Source organism: Metamycoplasma sualvi (assembly GCF_045276925.1).
Lineage (GTDB): Bacteria > Bacillota_I > Bacilli_A > Mycoplasmatales > Metamycoplasmataceae > UBA710.
In genome coordinates, this window is the sequence record NZ_CP174167.1 from 537,426 (window position 1) to 559,919 (window position 22,494).

Annotated in this window: 17 protein-coding genes and 1 other RNA gene; 9 read left to right on the forward strand and 9 right to left on the reverse strand. The window is 24.6% G+C overall.

The window, feature by feature from the left end; translation table 4 throughout:
- The first annotated feature begins 27 nt into the window (after nt 1-27).
- The 3 genes from rsgA (at nt 28) to ACJA29_RS02635 (ending at nt 3,528) form a co-directional block, all read left to right on the forward strand.
- Nucleotides 28-882, forward strand: a complete 855-nt coding sequence (rsgA, locus tag ACJA29_RS02625) for a ribosome small subunit-dependent GTPase A (protein ID WP_406602354.1) — start codon at nt 28-30, stop codon at nt 880-882.
- Entirely contained in the window at nt 875-1,525 is a 651-nt protein-coding gene (locus tag ACJA29_RS02630) for a ribulose-phosphate 3-epimerase (protein ID WP_406602355.1), read from the forward strand. Before rsgA ends, ACJA29_RS02630 begins: the two co-directional genes overlap by 8 nt.
- A gap of 83 nt (nt 1,526-1,608) precedes the next feature.
- On the forward strand, nt 1,609-3,528 hold the full coding sequence (locus ACJA29_RS02635; RefSeq protein ID WP_406602356.1) for a hypothetical protein: 1,920 nt from the start codon (nt 1,609-1,611) through the stop codon (nt 3,526-3,528).
- A 19-nt stretch (nt 3,529-3,547) separates the two neighbouring features.
- Here ACJA29_RS02635 and ACJA29_RS02640 read toward each other — a convergent pair whose 3' ends face one another.
- Nucleotides 3,548-4,231, reverse strand: a complete 684-nt coding sequence (locus ACJA29_RS02640; protein WP_406602357.1) for a 16S rRNA (uracil(1498)-N(3))-methyltransferase — start codon at nt 4,229-4,231, stop codon at nt 3,548-3,550.
- Nucleotides 4,232-4,295: 64 nt separating this feature from the next.
- Between ACJA29_RS02640 and ACJA29_RS02645 the strand changes: the two genes are divergently transcribed.
- Genes ACJA29_RS02645 through yihA form a run of 3 tightly spaced genes read left to right on the forward strand, consistent with a single transcriptional unit; the run spans nt 4,296 to nt 6,855 of the window.
- Entirely contained in the window at nt 4,296-5,723 is a 1,428-nt protein-coding gene (locus ACJA29_RS02645) for an FAD-dependent oxidoreductase (RefSeq protein WP_406602358.1), read from the forward strand.
- Nucleotides 5,724-5,756: 33 nt separating this feature from the next.
- Entirely contained in the window at nt 5,757-6,299 is a 543-nt protein-coding gene (locus tag ACJA29_RS02650; protein ID WP_406602359.1) for a DUF2188 domain-containing protein, read from the forward strand.
- Between the two features lie 7 nt (nt 6,300-6,306).
- Nucleotides 6,307-6,855: a ribosome biogenesis GTP-binding protein YihA/YsxC gene (yihA, locus tag ACJA29_RS02655; protein ID WP_406602360.1), complete on the forward strand. Its 549-nt coding sequence runs from the start codon at nt 6,307-6,309 to the stop codon at nt 6,853-6,855.
- Nucleotides 6,856-6,907: 52 nt separating this feature from the next.
- On the opposite strand, the gene ACJA29_RS02660 is transcribed toward yihA, so the two are convergent.
- The 4 genes from ACJA29_RS02660 to ACJA29_RS02675 form a co-directional block, all read right to left on the reverse strand.
- On the reverse strand, nt 6,908-7,297 hold the full coding sequence (locus ACJA29_RS02660; RefSeq protein WP_406602361.1) for a hypothetical protein: 390 nt from the start codon (nt 7,295-7,297) through the stop codon (nt 6,908-6,910).
- A gap of 305 nt (nt 7,298-7,602) precedes the next feature.
- Nucleotides 7,603-7,890, reverse strand: an RNA gene (gene rnpB, locus ACJA29_RS02665) — RNase P RNA component class B.
- Nucleotides 7,891-7,902: 12 nt separating this feature from the next.
- Nucleotides 7,903-8,562 (reverse strand): hypothetical protein, encoded by a 660-nt coding sequence (locus ACJA29_RS02670; RefSeq protein WP_406602362.1) that lies wholly within the window; start codon nt 8,560-8,562, stop codon nt 7,903-7,905.
- The gene (locus ACJA29_RS02675; RefSeq protein ID WP_406602363.1) at nt 8,543-9,625 is read right to left on the reverse strand and encodes a nicotinate-nucleotide adenylyltransferase; all 1,083 of its coding nucleotides are present in this window, start codon (nt 9,623-9,625) and stop codon (nt 8,543-8,545) included. Before ACJA29_RS02675 ends, ACJA29_RS02670 begins: the two co-directional genes overlap by 20 nt.
- Nucleotides 9,626-9,720: 95 nt before the next feature.
- Between ACJA29_RS02675 and pstB the strand changes: the two genes are divergently transcribed.
- From pstB to mnmA, 3 genes are read left to right on the forward strand one after another with little or no spacing between them, the layout of a single operon-like run.
- Nucleotides 9,721-10,551, forward strand: coding sequence for a phosphate ABC transporter ATP-binding protein PstB (pstB, locus tag ACJA29_RS02680; protein ID WP_406602364.1), 831 nt, complete (start codon nt 9,721-9,723; stop codon nt 10,549-10,551).
- 1 nt (nt 10,552) lies between these two features.
- Nucleotides 10,553-11,233: a PhoU domain-containing protein gene (locus ACJA29_RS02685; protein ID WP_406602365.1), complete on the forward strand. Its 681-nt coding sequence runs from the start codon at nt 10,553-10,555 to the stop codon at nt 11,231-11,233.
- Between the two features lie 21 nt (nt 11,234-11,254).
- Entirely contained in the window at nt 11,255-12,400 is a 1,146-nt protein-coding gene (gene mnmA / locus ACJA29_RS02690; protein WP_406602366.1) for a tRNA 2-thiouridine(34) synthase MnmA, read from the forward strand.
- Nucleotides 12,401-12,407: 7 nt separating this feature from the next.
- Here the strand turns inward: mnmA and p42 are convergent, their stop codons facing one another.
- From p42 to ACJA29_RS02710, 4 genes are read right to left on the reverse strand one after another with little or no spacing between them, the layout of a single operon-like run.
- Nucleotides 12,408-13,541, reverse strand: coding sequence for a gliding machinery protein P42 (gene p42 / locus ACJA29_RS02695; protein ID WP_406602367.1), 1,134 nt, complete (start codon nt 13,539-13,541; stop codon nt 12,408-12,410).
- A 58-nt stretch (nt 13,542-13,599) separates the two neighbouring features.
- Nucleotides 13,600-14,526, reverse strand: coding sequence for an NAD(P)/FAD-dependent oxidoreductase (locus tag ACJA29_RS02700; protein WP_406602368.1), 927 nt, complete (start codon nt 14,524-14,526; stop codon nt 13,600-13,602).
- Between the two features lie 3 nt (nt 14,527-14,529).
- Complete coding sequence (gene rpoC / locus ACJA29_RS02705) at nt 14,530-18,768, reverse strand: DNA-directed RNA polymerase subunit beta' (protein WP_406602369.1); 4,239 nt, start codon at nt 18,766-18,768, stop codon at nt 14,530-14,532.
- Nucleotides 18,768-22,328 carry a DNA-directed RNA polymerase subunit beta gene (locus ACJA29_RS02710; protein WP_406602974.1) on the reverse strand — a complete coding sequence of 1,187 codons (3,561 nt, stop codon included), beginning with the start codon at nt 22,326-22,328 and terminating at the stop codon, nt 18,768-18,770. The genes rpoC and ACJA29_RS02710 overlap by 1 nt, the downstream gene beginning before the upstream one ends.
- Between the last annotated feature and the right edge of the window lie 166 nt (nt 22,329-22,494).

Here is a 22,494-nt window from a genome sequence, read left to right on the forward strand (position 1 = left end):
TATAAAATTATTTATAATTATTTAAAAATGATTAAAGAAGGTCAAATTATTAAAATAATTGCAGGATTTTATGATGTAAAATCTTTTGATAATCAAATTTTTAGATTAAGAGCAAGCGGATCATTAAGAGATAATAATATTACTCCTTTAGTTGGTGATTATGTAGAGTTTAAGGATGAACAATTATTAACAAAAATTAAACCTAGAAAAAATGAATTAATAAGACCTAAGGTTGCTAATATTGATCAAGCAATAATTGTTACTGCATTAAGTGAGCCTTCTTTTTCATCTTTATTGCTTGACAAAATGTTAGCTATAATTGAATCTCAATCAATACCTGTTGTAATTATTTTTACAAAAAGTGATTTAGGTAATCAACAACCTTATTATGATTATCAATCTCAAGGATATAAATGTTTTATGATAAATAATCATGATAATTCTTCTAACTGAAATGAAATAAAAAATACATTGAAAAATAAATTAACAGTATTTACAGGACAGTCTGGTGCTGGAAAAACATCTTTATTAAATAATTTATTTAACTTATCTAATGAGACTAATGAAATTTCTAAAGCTTTAAATAGAGGTAAACATACTACTAGAGTTGTTGAAATATTTGAAGAAGAAAATATGAAAATTATTGATACTCCCGGATTTAGTTCACTTGTTATAAATTTAACAAAAGAAGAATTAGCAAAATCATATTTTGATTTTAAAAATTGATCTAAATTATGTGAATTTAATTCTTGTTTGCATTATAAAGAAAAAAATTGTGAAATTAAAAAACAACTAGAAATGAAAAAATTATTAAATTCAAGATATGAGAATTATATTAAAATGCTATTAGAGATATTGGGGGCTAAGAAAAATTATGATTAAAAAACAAGTGACTCCTTCTATTTTAAATGTTCCAAAAGATCAAAGAGTAGAAGTTATTAATAATTTAATAGATATGGGAATTCAATGATTTCATTATGATGTTATGGATAATAAATTTGTCCCTAATGAAGCAATTTCTATTGATGAAATTAAATCATTTAAAAGTACATGTAAAAAACATTTATCAGATGCTCATTTAATGGTTAATGATCCTTTTAAATATGCCCATGAACTAAAAGATTATGTTACTTGTTTAACAATTCATTATGAATCTTTTGAAAAAGAAGAAGATATTGTTAAATTTGTTAATGAGTTTTCTCACACTAATTGAGTAGGAATAGCAATTAAACCATCAACTGATTTTAATAAAATTCAACCAATTTTATATTTATTTGATCTTGTTCTTATAATGTCAGTAGAACCTGGATTTGGTGGACAACAATTTATCGAAAAAACATATAACAAGTTAAAAGAAATAAAAAATTTTATAAATGAAGAAAAATTGCCAACCGTTATTCAAATAGATGGTGGCATAAATGATTTAAATTCTAAAAAACTTTTTGAACATGGTTCTCTTTTTAATGTTGTAGGTTCTTATTTAATAAACAACTTAAATAAAGAAACATTAAAAAAATTACAATAAATTATTGTTTATTAAAGTTTTTGTAGTTAGTATTATTTAATATATAAATGATTTGGTCAATATTATGATATAATTTATAAATTATGATGAACAATAAAGAATTAGATTTATTAGAAATAAAAAATCAAATTTGAAATAGTCAAATTGGTGAAAATAATACAACAGGAAAGGACTTTTCAGGAAGAGTTATAAATAAAGATGATTATGAAAATTATAATTCTCCTTATGGTTGAACTTTAATTAATTTTGGTAATGATGAATATTTAATTGTTCATTTAGATTCTAAAAAAGAATTTCCTGAAAATATAACAGAAAAAGAGCATGAAGAATTTATTGTTAATGACAAAATTTTTTCTGTTAATAAAAATTTGACAGGTGAATGAGATATAAATTTAATTGAATACAAAACAGCTGATGTAAACAAAGATGAAAATACAAATAAAGTAGAGGAAAGTACAAATAAAATAGAAGAAAATACAAATAAAACAGAAGAAAGTAAAGACATTTTATTTGAATCAAGTAATGATTTAGACATTAAAGATAGTGAATTTCATTTTAATAATTTAAATGATGATTTAATCAAACAACAAGAAAAAGAAATTAAAACATTAGAAATTGAGTTGAACCAATTAAAAGACAATGAACAAAAAAATGTTATAGAGAAAAACAATCAAAAATTAAAAGATTTAAAAAATGAAATTCAAAAAATGAAAGAATTTTCTTTATTGAATAATTTTAATAACATCAAAAAAGAATCAAATATTGATACTACAAGTTATTTAAAACTTGATGATGATTTAAGAAGTAACAAAAATTTAGATTCTACATTAATTGTTCAAGATAATTTTTTAGATAGTAATTCTTCAGAGAGTATTATTCAAAAATTAACTAACAAATTAAATGAACAAACTATTCAATTAGAAAGATTGAAATTAGATGACAAGATCAATCAAATGAAATTAAATAATTTAAATTATTTGGATAAATTAAATATTAATCCAAATACTTTAAATATGGGTGTTAATTTATATAGTATTGCAATTAAACAATGAGAAATCCAATTTGGAGACAAAACTTTTGCAACAGACTTTGCTAATAGAATTATATTTAAAGATAAATTTGGTTCTAATATTGAAGGCGGATGAAATATTGACTATTTTGACAAAGATTCAACAGGTGTATTTGTTGCTTCATCTTTAACAATAGCAGAAAGATCTGGAAAGAAAAAATTTGTTATTGATAATGTGGAATATAACATAATAAAAGATAATAATAAATGAGAAATTGTTTCTTCACCTTTAAATGGAATAAATTTTGATTATTCAATTAAAAAAATTACAAATATCGCTTCTTTTATGAAACCAAAAAATAATAATTTATTTAATGGTAATTATGAAACATATTCATCATTACTAATAAATTTAGAAAATTTTCCATTGATGCATATTGGTAAATTTGAAGATTTCTTAAAAAATTCATTAAAAGATTTATCAATTTTTAAAAATTTATTTATTTATTCAAATGAAAATTTATATAGAAATAATTTATCTGACATAAGCTGTTATGCTAGAGTTTTCTTCAAAACCTCATCTACAAAACAAGAATTAGAAGTTTTAATGATGTCTTTAACTTTAAAACAAGGGTTATTAAGATTTATTGAAAACTATTGAAGAATTTCAGAAAAAAATGCTCAAGTTTGCTTCTCAATGTTCTTATACAATCATCAAAAACGTTTAAAATTTGTTCAAGCAGAAACTAATTTTGAATTATTAAAATATCATCCTATTCCAATGAAAATTCCTAAAAATTCTTTAATTTTAGATGGTGAATATAATTCAACATTAAAATTCCATGAAAATAATTTATGAAGAAAATTAAAACCTTATTATTTAGATTTCAAAGGCAATGTTTACTATATTTGCAACATTGATATAGAAAATATGGATATTGCATTTAATAAAGAAAAAGATAATTATTATCATTACTTAGAAGATAATATTTAGAAGATAATTCAAAATAAATTTATTTCATAATTCTTGATAATAAATAAAGTGATGCAGTCTCTGATCTTAAAATTCTTTTTCCAAGTGAAATAGGAATAATATTATTATCAATGGCTTTTTTAATTTCAGTTTCATCAAAACCGCCTTCAGGACCAACAAAAAAAGATATATCAGATTCAAATAAAATACTTTGATCATTGTTTGTTGAGAAATCAACTTTTTCATGAGCTATATATTTGTGTTTTGTTTTTATTTTTATTGCATCTTCAAAAGCAACAGGTTTAGCTATATTAATTAAAATATTGCGAAAAGATTGTTCTGATGCATTTTTGGCAATTTCATTAAATCTTATTATTTTGTTTTCAAATTGATCTAAATACTTTTTATTTACATTTTTAGTTATTATTGGTATAAAATGAGTAACTCCTAATTCAACTGATTTTTGGATTAATCATTCAAATCTTTTGATATTAATAATTGCTGCAAATAAATAAACATCATGCTCCCATTCATTATTAATATTAGTTTTTTCTTCTATAATTGCATAATTATTTTCTACATGACATAAATACACTTCTTTTTCATAAATGCAATATATCTTTTCATCTTTTTTTAATCTTAGTACTTTTATATGATTTAAAATATCTTTATCAAGTTCAAATTTCTTATTATCAAGCTTATGTGAAACAAAAAATCGATACATTAAATTATTATATCTTTTGTTATAATTTTTTTATAAAAATTAAATTAAAAATAGGAAATGCTAAATGAGTCTTAAAAAAAATAAATTTAAAAAATCAAACAAAAACAATATTAAAGAAAAATTTGATGTTGCTATTATAGGTGGTGGTCAAACAGGGATCATTTTAGCATGTCATTTAATTAAAAAAGAATTAAAAACTTTAATAATAGATAAGGATGATTTAGGTATTAAAACATCTTTGGACTTAAGAAATTTCACGAAAATAGTTAAAAGAATGATTAGTAGAAATGAAGATCCAAAAGTTATTTTATCTTCATTACCAGAAAGAATTAATTTTATTAATAAAGAACAAAATTTAGAATTATTAACACCATTAAAATCTAATTCTTTTTTTCATTTTAAAAAAGGTAAAGTAGAAGAAATAGATGAATATTCTTTATTATTAAATGGTGAACATTATGGATTTAAAAAACTTGTTTTTGCAACTGGTTCATATTTTACAAAACCTGATGAAAATATGTATCCTAAATTACATAGAGATATGTATTTAAGCTTAAATGAAATATCAAAAATTAATAAATTTTATTCTTCTGTTGCAATTTATGGAACAAATGTGCAAGCTTTAGAATTAGCTTATGCTTTTTCTTTATTAGGAACCAATGTTTATATTTTTGATGAAAATGTTAACCCTTTCAATAACTTTGATGATGACTTAGAATATGTTTTAAAAAATGATTTTTCTAATGAAAAAATTACCTGATGTTTGGAATCTAAAATAACTGATCATGTTAAAGTTTCAGATACTGTTACAAGAATAAACTTTATTTCTCAAAATCAAGAAAGATATGTTGAAGTGGAAAAAATTATTGTAACTAATAATCAAAAAAGTGAAACAAGAAATTTAAATACAAGATATGAATTAGAATTAAATTCTAAAGGATCAATAATTATTGATAATTCATTTAAAGTTAAAAATAATCCTACTTACTATGCAATAGGAGATGTTAATGGAATTAAATTTATGTCTTCTTATGCAAACTCGCAAGCAGTTACTTTGTCAAGAATCTTGACTTCAAAAACAAGTTCTAAATTTTCTTTATATAACACAGGATTCACAATAGATATTAATCCTCAAATTTGTTTTTATGGAATGAACAAACAAGATTTAGATTTTTACAACATTAAATTTAATGAATTTATTTATGATTTCAATCATGAATTAAATTCAAAATTATTTGCTCATAAATCTAGATTAAAAGTATTTACAAATGAAAAACATGAAATATTAGGTGTGTTCTTATATGGGCACAAAATTAAAGAATTATTATCTATTTTCATTTTAGCTTCTGTAAATAAAATTAAATTCCACAAATTAGCTAATCTTGGTTTTCCTTTTTATTCTAAATCAGAATTTATTAGAGATGCTGCAATAGAATACGAATTAGAATTTGTTGGTTTTAGTAATAAAATTAAAAAAATGAGCAAAAAATAAATATTTATTTAAATTTTATCAAAGGGGTGTTTTATGAAATTTACATGAAAAAATCTTTTCAAAAGGATAAAAAAAGATAAGACAAAAACAAAAGAGATTAAAAGACCTAGAAATTCTTATGATATTTATAACCAAAATGAAACATTAACTTTAAAAACAGATTTAGATAAAGATCTAATTGCTTATAATTCAAATAACAATACCAATGAAGAATTGGAATTATTAGACAAAGCTGAAGAAAATGCTGCAATTAATAATATTGAACCTAATAATGTAAATCCAAATTCAGAAAAAAAATTAAGAACTTTTACTTCAACAACCAAAATTGATCGAACACCTAGAACTAAGAAAAATAAATTAGTTTATTTTATTTATGAAAAAGATGATAAAAGCAAAAATGTTGCTTGACAGGTGAAAAAAGAAAATGGATCTAGAGCATTAAAAACATGTAAAACAAAAGAAGAAACAATTGAATTTGTTAGAAATAAAGCAACTGTAAATGATTCTATTAAATGTATTGTAAAAGATAAAAATGGCAAAATAGAAGAAACTATTGTTATAGATCTAGAAAAATAAATAAAACATGTGAAAATTTATTAAATCATCTTCCGATAAAAGCAATTGACTAATTCATGATAATAAAGAAATATGTTTTATTGGAAGATCTAATGTAGGAAAATCATCTTTAATTAATGCTTTAGCTAGAAATAGTAAATTAGCTAAAGTTTCTAAAATGCCAGGAAGAACACAATTAATAAATTATTTTCAAAATGAAAATGATTTAATAATTGTAGATTTACCTGGTTATGGGTATGCAAATATTTCTTATTCTATTCAAGAAAAAATGTTTAACATGATTGATGAATATTTTAGAATTAATAAACCATCAAATGTTTTTTTTCTTATTGATTCAAGACATGGAATTACACCAAAAGATGCAGAAATAATTGAGTATTTATTAAATTTAAATCATAATTTAATATTTATTCTAACTAAAGTGGATAAAGCTAAACAAAAAGAAATAGCTAAAACTTTAAAGAATGATTATCTTAAAAATTTTAAATATTTTAAATCATCAATTGATAATGAGAAATTGATAAATGCTATAAGAGATGAAATAAATAAATACTAATCTTTATTTTTTATTGTAATTATTCATTATTTTTAGAATTATCTTTTTCTATTTAATTTGAATTTATTTTTTCTAAATTTTCATGAAATCCATTTTTTGGACTTTCAACATCTAAAAATTTCATTTCAATTTTTGTTCAAATAAAAGATAGAATTCAACCAAAATATACAAAAATAATTGTCATTACATATGTTGCAGAAAAAAGTCTTAAAGATTTATTTGATTCCTTTTCATATGTATAAATATACATTTTGATTGATATTATTATTGAAAAAATTTCTGAAATAACAGCCAAAATCAAACCTGCGATGATAAATAAGAATCCAAAAGTATATAATACAATGTTTTGTTGCATTCCTGTAGATGATGAAAGTAAAAATTGAATTCCTATGAAAAGGATAAACACTGCTATTGGAAAAATAAATAAATTTTTATAAATCATTTTCTTAATTGAATTTACATATTTTATTCTTTGTTCATTTTTATTTTTCTCATAATTTACATTATTTGAAGTTTTTATAATTTCTATTTATATTAATAGATCATGTAAATAAAATCAAGTTAAAAAGAGTAATTTTTAATTAAAATTCAACAAAAAATATACAATTATTTTTATATAAAAATTAAATAAAATAAATATCAAGTGAGGAAATTTACAATGAAAACTTCAAATAATGTAAATTATTTCTACTAATTATTAATGATTAAAAATGATGAAAAATAAAAAACACACAAAAGTGTGTTTGCATCTATAAGCCGCGTTCTGTACTCATTAGAGTGTCAATTATTTATCTAAATTTATTTTCATAAATTTTTAATTCTTAGTTCATTTCCCTTGAATTAATTCCCTTACCAAAATTTAGGTTTCTAGCTTGTGGAGTTTACCGCGTTTCACTCTAAATTAATAGTCTCGTCTCTGTGGCACTAGTCGTCTAAGCTTGAATTTGTTAGATTCAACACAATCACTACAAACATCTCAGTTTGTGCTAGCGCGGACTTTCCTCTATATTAATAATATAGCAATTGACCGATGCATAAAATATTATATTATTTAATTGATAATAATTTTATTAATTTATCTAAAGATTTTTTAGATGCTTGAGATATTCTGGAATTAATATCTTCTTTATTCATTTTATTATCACCTATAATGTCACTTACTGCTTTAATACAATAAAATGGAATATCATTTTTAAAACAAACCTGAGCTATAGCACATGATTCCATATCAAATAAATCAACATTTAATTTACTATGTAATTCATTTATCGTTTCTATATCATCTATAAATGAATGTCCTGAAGCAATATTGATATTATCAAATTGATCAAAACTAGTTGTATAATATTCTTTTTCATTAGGGACTTGACCTAATTTGTATCATGGTGTTTTGACATCAAAATAAAAAAATTTATGAGGAATAATTACGTCATTAATTTTTAAATTATTTGTGGCTCCGACAGCTCCATAATTTCATATTTCATGAATTGAATAATTATCAATTAAATATTGACATACCATAGATGCATTAACTACTCCTATTAATGAATTAATAACATAAATATATTTATTTTTAAATTCATAAAAATCTACCTTGAAATTTTTTTGTTCAAAAGTTTTAATATATTTAAACTCTGTTAAATCGTGAATTTCATTTGGATCTGCAATAATTAAACCGATTCTTTTTTTATTTTGATCATTTATCATAAATATCTTCTTGTTCTTGTGTAAATTTAATTCCTTTGTTGATGTTAAATTCTTTAGTTTTCAATATTACTAATTTCAGTCCTTCATCTAAATTTTTTAAAGCTTTTTCTCTTATTTTTTGAATATCCGGATATTTCCTTCCTTGACATAGTTTGTCTGATAAATATACAATTTTATCCAAAGTACTTAATTCTAAAGCTAATGAAGTATGAACTTTCACAGCATGAGCTATTTCTTCTTCAATAGCAAATTTTTTTAAAATAATATATCCTAATTCTTGATGTAATTGATAATCTTGAATATCTTTTTGTGGATCTTTATAATAATCTTTAATGATTTTTCTAGCTTGTGTTTTATTATCGTTTGCTAAACTTTTAGCTATATCGTGAACATATCCTGCAAAAGCTGCTTTTTTAACATCGTAATTATGTGATTTTGCTAACTTAATAGCAAATTCTTTTGTGTGTACAGAATGTAAATATCTCTGAGCATCTAAAACATTCTTTAAAATATCTTCAAAATACAATTTGTTTTTACCTATGTAATGCAAAACATTTTCTTCTACAATATCAAATTGACCTTTAAAAAAATTTGTTGAAGATTCAGGGAATAATTGATTATTGATTAATATACATTTATATTTTTTGATATTAGTTTTATTGATTTCTTTTTCTCTTTTAAAAACTACTATTTGTATTAAGTTACTAATTTCGTCAATATCTTTTCATTTAGATAACTTAAGCAAATTATCACTTCCAATTAATAAATATAATTCATCATTAGGATACTTATTTTTGAAGTATTTGACAGTATCAATAGTGTAACTAATTCCTTGCCGTTTAATTTCGAAATCAGATATAGACATTTTATCTTCTAAAACCAATTCAATCATTTTTTTTCTATCTTCGCCGCTTGCGTAATTAATATCTTTTTTAAATGGATTTTTTTGACAAGGAATAAAAATAAGCTCATCTAAATCTAATTGTTTTATTGCTTCTTTTGCAATTTTTATATGTCCTTTATGAATTGGATTAAAAGAACCACCAAATAAACAAATTTTCATATAGTTTTAAATTTTATCAAATATATAAAAAACCAAAATTTCATATTATTTATTTTTTGTTTTTAATAAAAATAAATTTCAATATAATTTAAATTATGAATTTTAAATTTTGAAACAAAAAAACACAAAACAAGAACTTTAAAGAAAATTTAGAACAAACAAATAAGGAAAATGCTTTTGAAATTGAAAATTTATCATTATGGTATAAAAATGGTCAAAAACAAGCTCTTTTTAATATCAATACAAACATTAAATTAAATAAGGTTACAGCCTTAATTGGGCCCTCAGGATGTGGTAAATCCACTTTTTTAAGAGAATTAAATCGAATGAATGATGAAGTAGAAGGAGTTAAAAAAGAAGGGAACATTTTTTTTGAAGGGAAAAATATTAACTCTAAAAAATTTTCAGTAACTCTTTTAAGAACTAAAGTTGGAATGGTATTTCAAAAACCAACACCTTTTCCTATTTCTATTTATGATAATGTTGCATATGGACCAAAATCAAATGGAATTCATGATAAAAAAACATTAGATAAAATTGTAGAAAATGCTTTAACTCATGCCGCTTTATGAGATGAAGTAAAAGATAATTTACTTGAACTAGGAACTAGTTTATCTGGTGGTCAACAACAAAGATTATGTATTGCTAGAGCAATTGCTTTAGAACCTGATGTGTTATTAATGGATGAGCCTACTTCAGCTTTAGATCCAATTGCTACTGCTAAAATAGAAGAGTTAATTCTTTTATTATCTAAAAAATATACTATTGTAATTGTTACCCATTCTATGGCTCAAGCACAAAGAATTAGTGATGAAACTATTTTCTTTTACAAAGGTGAGATCATTGAAAAAGGAAAAACAAAACAAGTGTTTTTAAGACCTAATAATAAAAAAACAAAAGATTATATTAATGGAAGGATAGGATAGTATGTCAACTAACTACAATATATTATTGAAAAGCGAAAAAAAATTAAAAGAATTAATATTGTCTTACATTTTATTAATGCATGAAATTCATAAAAAATTGTGAGCAGATGCTAATAAATATATTAATGATAATTTACATATTATTTTTGATAATGTTGAAAGAAGATTAAAAAGATCAAAAGACATGGAAGATGAATTATTAGATGAATGTATTTGAACTATATCAAAAGATGACCCTCGTGCAAATCATTTAAGATTTATTATTTCAATTATTTATTCTACAAAAGATATTTCACGTTCATGTGAATATGCTCAATCAATTGCTAAAATTATTGTTAGAAATAATATCAATCAAGATGTTATTAAAAATTTTATGCCTCTTTCTAAATTGTATTTAGAATACATTGAAAATGTTATGAAGTTAAATAATGGTACATCTAATAATAAACTAGATTTGTTTGATGAATTGAATATTAATTTTGAAAATAAATATGAAAAGTTTCAAAAAGAAATTAACAAAAGCTTTGGTAAAGATGAAGTTATTCAATATCAATTAAATCAAATTAGCAGACTAGTTTTTTCTGTTGTAGAAAAACTACAATCAATTTTTTTAACTATATTTTTTTCAAAAAGTCAAAGTAAAACATCCACACTTGAAATAGCTAAAAAAACAAAAAAATAATATAGACACAATAGGGATAATATGAAATCTAAAAAAAGAGTTATTGTCGGCATGTCAGGTGGAGTGGACTCTGCTGTTAGTGCTTATTTATTAAAAGAACAGGGTTATGAAGTTATTGGATTATTCATGAGAAATTGAGATTCAATAGCTAATAATGATATTTTAGGTAACAAAGAAACTGCGAATAGTGCAATCTGCCCTCAAGAGCAAGATTATCTAGATGCTTTAAATGCAGCCAAAATATTAGATATTAAATTAGAAAGAATTGATTTTATAGATGAATATTGAAAATATGTTTTTGAAAATTTTTTAGAAGAATATTCAAAAGGAAGAACTCCTAATCCAGATATTTTATGTAATAAATTTATTAAGTTTGACAAGATGCTAAATTATGCTTTAAATAATTTAAAGGGTGATTATTTAGCTACAGGTCATTATGCTAAATTAGAGAATAATTTATTATACAAACCAAAAGATTTAGAAAAAGATCAAACATATTTTTTAGCTCAACTATCTAAAAAGCAATTAGAAAAAATTATTTTTCCTTTAGCTGGTTATTTAAAGTCAGAAGTAAGAGAGATTGCAAAAAAAATAAAATTAAATGTTGCAAATAAAAAGGATTCAACAGGTATTTGTTTTATTGGAGAAAGGAAATTTGATGAATTCTTACAAAACTATATCCCATCAAATCCTGGTAATATCATAGATGTTAAAACTAAAAAAATTGTTGGGAAACATTTTGGAACTATGTATTATACTTTTGGCCAAAGAAAGGGTTTAAAGCTTGGTGGAATGAGTGAACCTTATTTTGTTGCTGCGAAAAATATTGATAAAAAAGAAATATTTGTTGCTCCTTTATCACAACAAGATAAATATTTAGCTTCTAATAAACTAAAAGCAACAAATTTAAATTTAATAACTAGCGATTTTGATATTAATAATTTGCATGCCAAATTTAGATACCGTCAAAATGATATCAAGATTTTTAATGTAGTAATAGATAAAGAAAAAAATGAAATTATTGTTGAATATCACCATGAACTTGCTGTAACACCAGGTCAACAAATTGTTTTATATGAAGATGATTTATGTATAGGTGGAGCAATAATTGATCAAGTTTATATGAATGATCAAAAAATTGAATTATTAAATTACAAATTAGATTAAAAAATAACTAACCTTCTAGAGCATCAATTTTAGATTCTTTATTTAACAAGAATTCTTGTGTTTTCTTAGAATCAAAAAGATTTTTTGATTTTTGAACATTTATTAAAATTTTCTTAATACTTTGTTGAATATCATCAGCATCTTTAATTAATTTGCTTTCATCTACATTAATTGCCATAATTGATACTTGACAATATTTCGCAAAATCAAAACGACCTGTATAAGTTAAAATATAGAATTGTTTTCATTCTCCTACAACTAATTTTAAAATTGTTTCCAATTTATTCATGGCTTCTTCTGTAAAATAAGGCATTTTTACTGAAACTATAAATGTATTTGATGCTTCAAATGCTGCTGCAAACATTGGAGAAGATAAAGCTTGAATTAAAGCCAACTCTGCATTATCTACAGGATCTTCTGAATAACCTATTGAAGTAACAATTTTGGTTTCAAAATTTCTTTTGGTTTTATAAAATAAAGCTTTTGTTTTTGAAAAAGCATCAGGATTTCTTTTTGGATCTAAAAATGGTGATATAAATAAATCAATTAAATTATTGATGTATAAGTTAGCATAATAATTTCTTGTAGAAATTGTTGCATTTTTATATGTAGATACAATGACTTCTTCTTGAATTGGAATATATAGTTGTCTTTTTCTTTTTAATGATTTAATCATTTTTTCATATATTTCTCTAGTATCCAATGGTTGAATAAAGTTTTCAAGTACAAAATGGAATGTAAAAACATCATTTTTATCTAACATTTGAATTAATTCAGCAACATATTCTAAATTAGTTAATCTAGAAGATTTGTATACCAATACCGCTATGTCCATATCTTTAATTTGATTCATCAATTCTATTCCTTGTTGTGAACGGAAAAAGGTTGATGGTTTCATAATTCTGCTTTCATGTTTTTTAGTTTGAATTCAAGAATAGAATTTACCATTAAAATGATTAGCTGATTTTTGATATAAAAATGGATTTGAAAAACCAATTTGAGCAAAATTTGCATACTCAAAAGCATTTCTTGAGAAATCTTGAAAAATGCTTAAATCAGAATCACTTAAATAAATAACTAAAATTCTAGGAACATAAAATCTTTTAACATTTTTAGATTGAATAATCTTTTTATCAACCATTTTTACTCCTTAAAAACAAACATCAGAATGATATTAAAATTATACATTCAAATAATATTTATTTTTTTATTTTATTTGTTAATATTTTCCCTGCAATTGCTCCATCTGAGGCTGCTGTAACAATTTGCCGAATACTTTTTTGGCGAACATCTCCAATTGCATATATTCCTTTAACTTTTGTTTCCATGTTTTCATTTGTTTCTATAAAACCATTAGCATCAAAAATAGGTAAATCTTTTGCAAAATAGTTAATTGGTAAAAATCCTATATATGGATATAGATGATTAATTTCTTTGAATTTTTCTTCGCCATTTTCGATATATTTCACTTTTTCTAATTGTTCTTTGCCAAATAATTCTACAATTTCAGAATTGTAAAATATTTCTATATTGTCAATTTTTTGAACATCTTCTACCATTTTTGGTTCTGCTTTTGGATAAGATTTTCTAATAAAAATATAAACCTTAGATGCAATTGAAGATAAATATATTGATTCTTCAAAAGCACTATCACCTCCACCAATAATGGCAGCGGGTTTGTTTTTATAAAAAGGAGCATCACATATTACACAATATGACACACCTTTATTATTATAAAAATCAATATTAGGAATTGGCGGTTTTTTATTATCCATCCCTGATGCTATAACAATAGCTTTTGCTTTAATTTTTTGGTTATTCTCTAAATAAACATAATGTTCAAATTCAGATATATTCTCAATGCGAATTACATTACCATAAATATGTTTTGCTCCTAATTTTAAAGCATGATTTAACATTTTGGTAGATAATTCATAACCTTTAATATTTTCTTCTCCTGATCAATTTTCTATTTCATATGTTGCAGTCATTTTTCCACCAGGAGCACCTTTATCTATAAAAGCAACTTTTAAATTACCTCTAGAAGCGTAAATAGAACATGTTAAACCTGCTGGTCCTGCGCCTATTATTACAACATCAAAAGTTAATTCATTATTAATAGCCATATTTTATTGTTCATAGAATAATTCATTTAAGTCTAAAAGATCATATTTAGAATCTTGTTCATAATTTGAAGAAGTACCTACTGGAATTTTATGTCCTAAAATAATATTTTCTTTTAGTCCTTCTAAATTATCAACTTGGTTTGAAATCGCTGCATGCACTAAAATTTTTGAAGTTTCTTGGTATGAAGCTGCAGCTAAGAATGATTCTGATAATAATGGAGTTTGTTTTGCTCCTTTTATTACAACAACTCCATATGGAGGTTTTTTACCTTTTTCTAATAAGTTATTAGCTTCTTCTTGATATGTGAAAATATCTTCAATTGATCCAACAAAGAATGATGAATCTCCTGCATCAGTAATAACTACTTTAGAACACATTTGTCTAATGATAATTTCAATATATTTATCTGAAATTGAAATTCCTTGCATACGATATATTTTTTGAATTTCTTTTAATAAATAATTTTGAACATTTCTTTGTGAAGTTAATCTTAATAATTCTTTTAAAATAATTGGACCATCAGTAATTTTTTGGCCAGGTACTACAACATCACCTACTTTTACTCTCTTTCTAGCATTAGCAGTGATTTCGTATTTTTCTATACCTTTTTGTCCATCTTCATTAGTGTATTCTAATTCTACTATTTCCACATTAACTTGTTCATAGTCAGGCTTAATTGAAACAATTTTTCCTGAACGATTAGCAATAACAGCTGGACGACCTCATGGTTTATCATATGCATCAATTAATTCTATTAAACGACCAAATCCACCAGTAATATCTTCTACACCAGCAACCCCTCCAGAGTGGAATGTACGCATTGTTAACTGAGTCCCTGGTTCCCCAATTGATTGAGCTGCAATAATTCCTACTGCTTCACCAATTGCGACAACTCTATTGGTTGATAAATCTTTACCATAACATCTTTTACATACACCATTTCTTGTATGACAACCTAAAATTGAACGAATATCTACTTCTGTTATTTTAGCAGCCACAATTTTTTTCACAAGTTCAGGAGTAATTAAAACATTTTTATCAACAATAACTTTTCCATTTTTATCAACAATTGGACTATTAGCAAATCTTCCTTCAATTCTTTCTTTAAAATCTACAATAACTTGTTTTGTTCTTGAATCTACAAAAGAATGAACTAAATTACCAAAATCAGATCCACAATCTTCTTCTCTAACTACAATTGATTGACCAACATCTACTAAACGACGGGTTAAATATCCTGATCTAGCTGTGTTAAGAGCTGTATCGGTCAATCCTTTTCTAGCTCCGTGAGTTGATGAATAGAACTCATATGCAGATAAACCATCTAAGAATGAAGATTTAACAGGAACTTCAACAACTGAATAAACTCCTCTTTCATTTTGAGCATCAGCTTTTAATTGTTTTGTGTTATTTGCCATCAATCCCCGAATTCCAGCTAATTGAACTAAGTTAGAAACATTTCCTCTGGCCCCAGATTGGATCATCATATGAATTGGATTGAAAGGATTTTCTTTCATCTTGATATCTAAATTGTCTTGAATTCTTTGTTTAATTTCAGTTCATTTTTTAATTGTTAATGAATATCTTTCATAGTCTGTTATTAAACCTAATTGGAATTTTTGTTTTAGATTATCAACATATTGATTTCCTTCAGCAATATTTTCTTTTTTATTATCAGCTGAAATAACATCTGAATATGAAATAGTAATACCTGAAATAGTAGAATATTTAAATCCTAATTCTTTAATTTTATCTAGCACTGAAGCAACTTGGTTAGTATAGTTGAATCAAACAATTTGAATAAGATTAATTTTTTCTGATTTGTCTAATTCTCTTATTTCTCCATCGAAATGATTTTGAATATTTTCTAATTCAATTCTTTTCAACATTAATTTATATTCATTAAATACTAATTTAGCTAGGATTTTAGCATGATGTTTAGAAATGGTTTGGTTTGCTGTTAAAGATGGAATTTCTGCAAATCTTTTTTCTAATTTTGCTAAATCTTGTCCTGTTTTATTATCTAAAGGTTTAATTGCTAAAGCTACTTGTCTTAATGATGTATTAGCAACATATTTTTCAAAGAATCTTCTAATTACTTTAGCAATTGATTTTTTAGTAAATGGATCATTAATTTCTAAATTATTAATTACCTCTTTAATGTTTGTACCTGGTTTTACAAAATACTGTTTACAATTATCATCTAATGCTTCATCTGAATTGTTGAAAATAAATGGCATATGTTCAGGCATAATGTTATTAAAAATAAATTTACCAACAGTTGAAATAATGTAAGCATCATTTAATTCTGCATTTTCAGCAGCTAATTCAGGTTTAATTGATTTATAAGGAATAGCAATTCTTGAATGTAAATCTACCTCTTTATTTTGATATGCAATCATCATTGAATCAAAATCTAAGAAGAATTTTCCTTCTCCTTTTAATCCTGGTTTTTCAATTGATAAGTAGTAAAGACCTAGAACAATATCTTGAGATGGGTTAATAATTGGTTCTCCATCTTTTGGACCAAGAATATTTCTATTAGCCATAATTAATTCTTTAGCTTCATAAATTGCTTTATCACTAATTGGAACATGGACTGCCATTTGGTCACCATCAAAGTCAGCATTAAATGCTGTTGTTACTAATGGATGTAATTTGATAGCTCTTCCCCTAATTAAAACAGGTTCAAATGCTTGGATTGATAAACGGTGTAATGTAGGAGCACGGTTTAGTAAAACAGGTTTATTTCTAATGGCAGCAGCTACATGTGGTCAAATAATAGGATTTAGATCATCAATTAATTTTTTAGCACCTTTAATTGATGTGGTTACATTTTTAGAAATTAATTCTTTAACAATTCATGGTTCAAATAATTTTGTAGCCATTTCCCTTGGAATACCCACTTGGTGCATTTTTAATTCTGGACCCACAACAATAACAGAACGTCCTGAATAATCAACACGTTTTCCTAAAAGGTTTTGTCTAAATCTACCTTTTTTACCTGTTAAAGCATCAGCAATTGATTTTAAAGGACGATTATCTTTTGAAACTACTTGATTTGATGTTCTCTTAGCATTATCAATTAAAGCATCTACAGCTTCTTGAATCATTCTTAATTCATTTTGTAAAATCAAGATAGGAGCATCTGATTCTTGTCATTTTTTTAATCTATTATTTCTAATAATAATTCTTCTATATAATTCATTAATATCTGAAGTTGAATGACGACCACCATCTAATTGAATTAAAGGTCTTAAATCAACAGGAATAACTGGTAGATTGTAAATCAACATATCTTTTGGATGTTGTTTTGAAGAAATAAATGAATTGATAATTTTAATTCTTTTATATAGTTTTTCTCTTTGTTGAATTTTTGATTGTCTACCTTTTTCTTTATTAGAAGCGATTTGTTTAGTTAATTTTTGAATTTCAGCTTTTACTTCTTTTCTTGCTTCTTGAAGATCAAAATTTGTTAGTAAAGTTTCAATTGCTTTTGCACCTGAATCTATTTTAGCATCTGAATAATATTCAATAATTTCATTTAATTCATAAAAATCAATTCCGTAATCTTTACCTTCTTTAGAAGTTGCTTTTTCTTCTAATTCTTCAATAGCTTCGGTAATTTCTTTATATTCAGAGCTATTTGTTTCAAATTTTTCTCTAATTTCCATTAAAACATTTCTATAAATAGCAGCTGCTTGATTAATTTCTATAATTAAATTTTTTGGTAATGATTTTAAACCACCAGAATCTAAAACAATGTGAGATTTATAGTAAATAACACCTTCCAATGAAACTCTTGTTTGACTTTTATCAGTATCACCAATTTTTAATCCTAATAATTTAGTAATAATTGAATTATCTACTTTGAAAAATCAAAAATGAACAACAGGAGAATTTAATTTAATGTGTCCCATTCTTGATCTTCTAGAAATTTTAGGTAAAATTTCAGGTTTTTTTTCTTTACATAATTCTGTTGCTTCACAAGTAATACCCTCTGAAGATCTTTTATATTTTTTAGCACATATTGGACATTTATAATCTGTTACAGGTCCAAAAATTAACTCATCAAATAAACCATCTGGTTCTGGTTTATATGTTTTATAGTTAATTGTTTCTGGTTTAGTAACCTCACCATTTGATCAATCTAAAACATCTTGAGGTGTAGCAATTCCAAGAGATACTTTATCAATTCTATTTTCTTCTATATTAGCATATGTTTTTCTTTCGATTGACATTATTGGCTACCTCCTAGTTTATTATTTTTTTTCTCTGAATCTTTTTCATGAACATCTAATTTAATTCCAAGACCCCTTAATTCATAAGCAAGAACATTGAATGATTCTGGAGTACCTGGTGTAGGTAATTCAGATCCTGTTGCTAATGCATTATAAAGTTTGTTTCTACCTGAAATATTATCTGATTTGTAAGTTAATAATTCTTGTAAGATGTTTGTAGCTCCATGGGCTTCAATAGCTCATGTTTCCATCTCTCCAAATCTTTGTCCCCCATTTTGTGATTTTCCACCTAAAGGTTGTTGAGTAATTAAAGAATAAGGACCAACGCTTCTTGCATGCATTTTGTCATCAACCATATGTGATAATTTCAACATATACATTACTCCAACTGCAACATCATTATCAATTACTTCACCATTAATTGGGTTATATAATTTTTGTTTTCCAGAAATTGGTAGCTTAGCTTCTTTTAGTACATTTTGAATATCATTGATTTTAATTCCATCAAATGAAGGACAAGCAAATTTAACATTTAATTTTTTACCTGCATATCCTAAATGCAATTCTAAAATTTGTCCTAAATTCATCCGAGAAGGAACCCCTTGTGGATTTAAACAAATATCAATTGGAGTACCATCTTCTAAATAAGGCATATCTTCTTCAGGTAAAATAACTGAAATAACCCCTTTATTTCCATGACGTCCAGCTAGCTTATCACCAACTTTAATTTTTCTTTTTTGAGCAATATAAACTTTAACTATTTTTTCAATTCCATCTTCTAAAATATCTCCGTGATCTCTAGATAGAATTTCAACATTAATTACAGTTCCTGCTTGACCATGTTTTACTTTTAATGAAGTATCTTGTAAGTTAGAATCACGAGAACCAAAAATAGCTGCCATTAATTTTTCTTCAGGAGTTGGATTGTGTTCTCCTTTTGGTGATACCCTTCCTACTAAAATATCTCCAGCTGATACTTCTGAACCTATTATTACAATTCCATTTTCATCTAAAAATCTCTTAGATGCTGTTGAAACATTAGGAATTTCTGCAGTTAATTTATCATTCCCTGTTTTTGAAGATCTAAATTGAATTGTTTGTTCTTCAATATGGATCGAAGTTAAAACATCATCTTTTACTAATCTTTCATTGATGATGATAGCATCCTCAAAGTTATAACCATTTCATGTAGAAAATGCCACTAATAAGTTTTTACCTAAAGCCATTTCTCCATCTTTAAATGAAGAACCATCGGTTAATAAATCATTTTCATTTACATGATCATTTAATTTTACTATTGGAATTTGATGAATTAATGTTCCTTGATTTGATTTTTCAAATTGTTTTAAGTTATATACAATAATTTCATCACTATTATCTGATTTAATTTTAATTTTAGTTGAATCAACAAAAACTACTTCACCTGATTTTTTGGCTTTTAAATTACCTGCTGAAAAGTTTGCTATAGCACTTTCAATTCCTGTTCCTACAATTGGTGCTTCTGCATTTAAAAGTGAAACAGCTTGACGTTGCATGTTTGAACCCATCAATGCCCTGTTAGCATCATCATTTTCTAAAAATGGAATAGCAGAAGCTGCAATTGATGTCATCTGTCTTGATGAAACATCAATAAAGTCTACTTCTTCAGGTTTTACAATAATAAAGTCATGATTTTTTCTAACTGTTACTTCTTCATTTACAATTCTGTTATTATCATCAATTGTAACTGTTGATTGAGCAAAAGTAAATCCAAACTCTTCTGAAGCAATTAAATAAACAGGTTCTGAATAATCAACAACACCTTTATTTACTCTAAAGTATGGAGTTTCTAAAAAACCGTATTCATTAATTCTTGCATAAACAGCTAAATTTAAAATCAACCCAATGTTAGGTCCTTCAGGTGTTTCAATAGGACAAATTCTTCCATAATGAGTAGGATGAACATCCCGAACTTCAAATTGAGCTGTTTCTCTATTCAATCCTCCAGGTCCTAAAGATGTAATTCTTCTTTTATTAGAAATTTCTGATAATGGATTAATTTGATCCATAAATTGTGATAATTTAGATGAGTTAAAGAATGTTTTAAATTGATTATAAACTGGTTTATTGTTTGTAACATTTTTTGGAGTTATTTTATCAATTTCTTTTGATGCCATTCTTTCTTTAGTATTTCTTTCAACTTTAGTTAAAGCAATTTTGAATTGATTTTGTAATAATTCACCAATTAAGATTATTCTCTTATTAATTAATGAATCTGGATCATCATCTAATCCAATTCCCTCGATTAAGTTAAAGTAATAAGAAATAGAAGCTACAATGTCTGAAATTAATAATATTAAATCATCATCTTGCTGATTGTTTCCAATAACTAAAGTAGGTTCTTCACCTTTTTGGTATTTTTGTTCATTTGCATAAACTTTAATCATTGCAACTTTGATTTTTGTTTTTAGTTTTGGATTTGTATTAATCATTTTTCCATAAACTAATTCTGGATTAATGTTAGGAATATTAGTTAATTTTAAAACTTTATCTCTAAATAATTTGTCTACTAATTGAGCATCTTTAGCTGTAAATTTGTGACCTTTTTTAAAAATTACTTGTCCTGCTACATATTCATCATTTGTTTCATCAGCAATTAAATCTTCAGCTAAAATAGTATCAATAATACGACTTGATAGTTTTAATTTGTTATTTAAAACATATCTTCCAGTTCTTGATAAATTATATCTTCTTTCATTAAAAAATAAGTTTGGTAATAATGAGTTAACAGATTCTTTTGTAACTCTATCTCCTTTTCTAATAATTTGATAAATTGCTTCTGTTGAGCTATATTGATCTTGTGTTTTTTCTCTTTTTAGAGTTTCTTTCATTACATCGGAATTACCAAATAGATTAATAATTGTTTCTTTATCAAGTCCAAATGCTCTTAAAAAAGTTGATAGAAAAATTGATTTTTGTTTATTAATTTTAACTTTTACAGAATCTGTTGAATTCCCTGTAACTCTATGGAATATTTCAATTCATGCTCCTAATTTAGGAATAAATTCTAATTTATTAAACAAATCATCTGTTTGTTTGTTTCTAACTGAAAGTCCATAGTAAGCTCCAGCTGATCTTATTAATTGAGATACAATAATTTTTTCAGAACCATTAACAACAAAAGAAGCTGCTGATGTCATTAAAGGAATTTCTCCAAATAATATTTCATCCTCTTTAACTTCACCTGTTTCAACAACTGTTTTTCTTAATTTAATAAAGATTTTTGCAGAATATGTTGAACCTTTTTGTTTTGCTTCTTGGATTGCTGTATATTCATTTTTTGGTTTTTGGATTTTTACTGATTTTTTTACATAATCAATAATAATTTTGTCATTATTAGATTTAATTGGATATATTTCATTAAAAGTTTCCTCTAGTCCCTTTTTTAATAATCAATCAAATGAATCTTTTTGCATTTGTAAAAGATCTTGAATTTCTAATTCATGTTTTGTATTTGAATAATTTCTTCTTTCTGTAATAGGACCAAATTTTTGAACTTTATAATTGTTTTTTTGCACTAAATACCCCTTACTAATAAACAAAGAAATATAAAAAAAGAAATAACAACTCTTTTTTAGTGTTTTTTCTTTTTCCTCTCAATGTTTATTTTAATTTTTAAAATAATAGTTAATGTATTTTAACGCTTTTTTTATAAATTTATATAATTTTTGTATATAATTAAAAAAC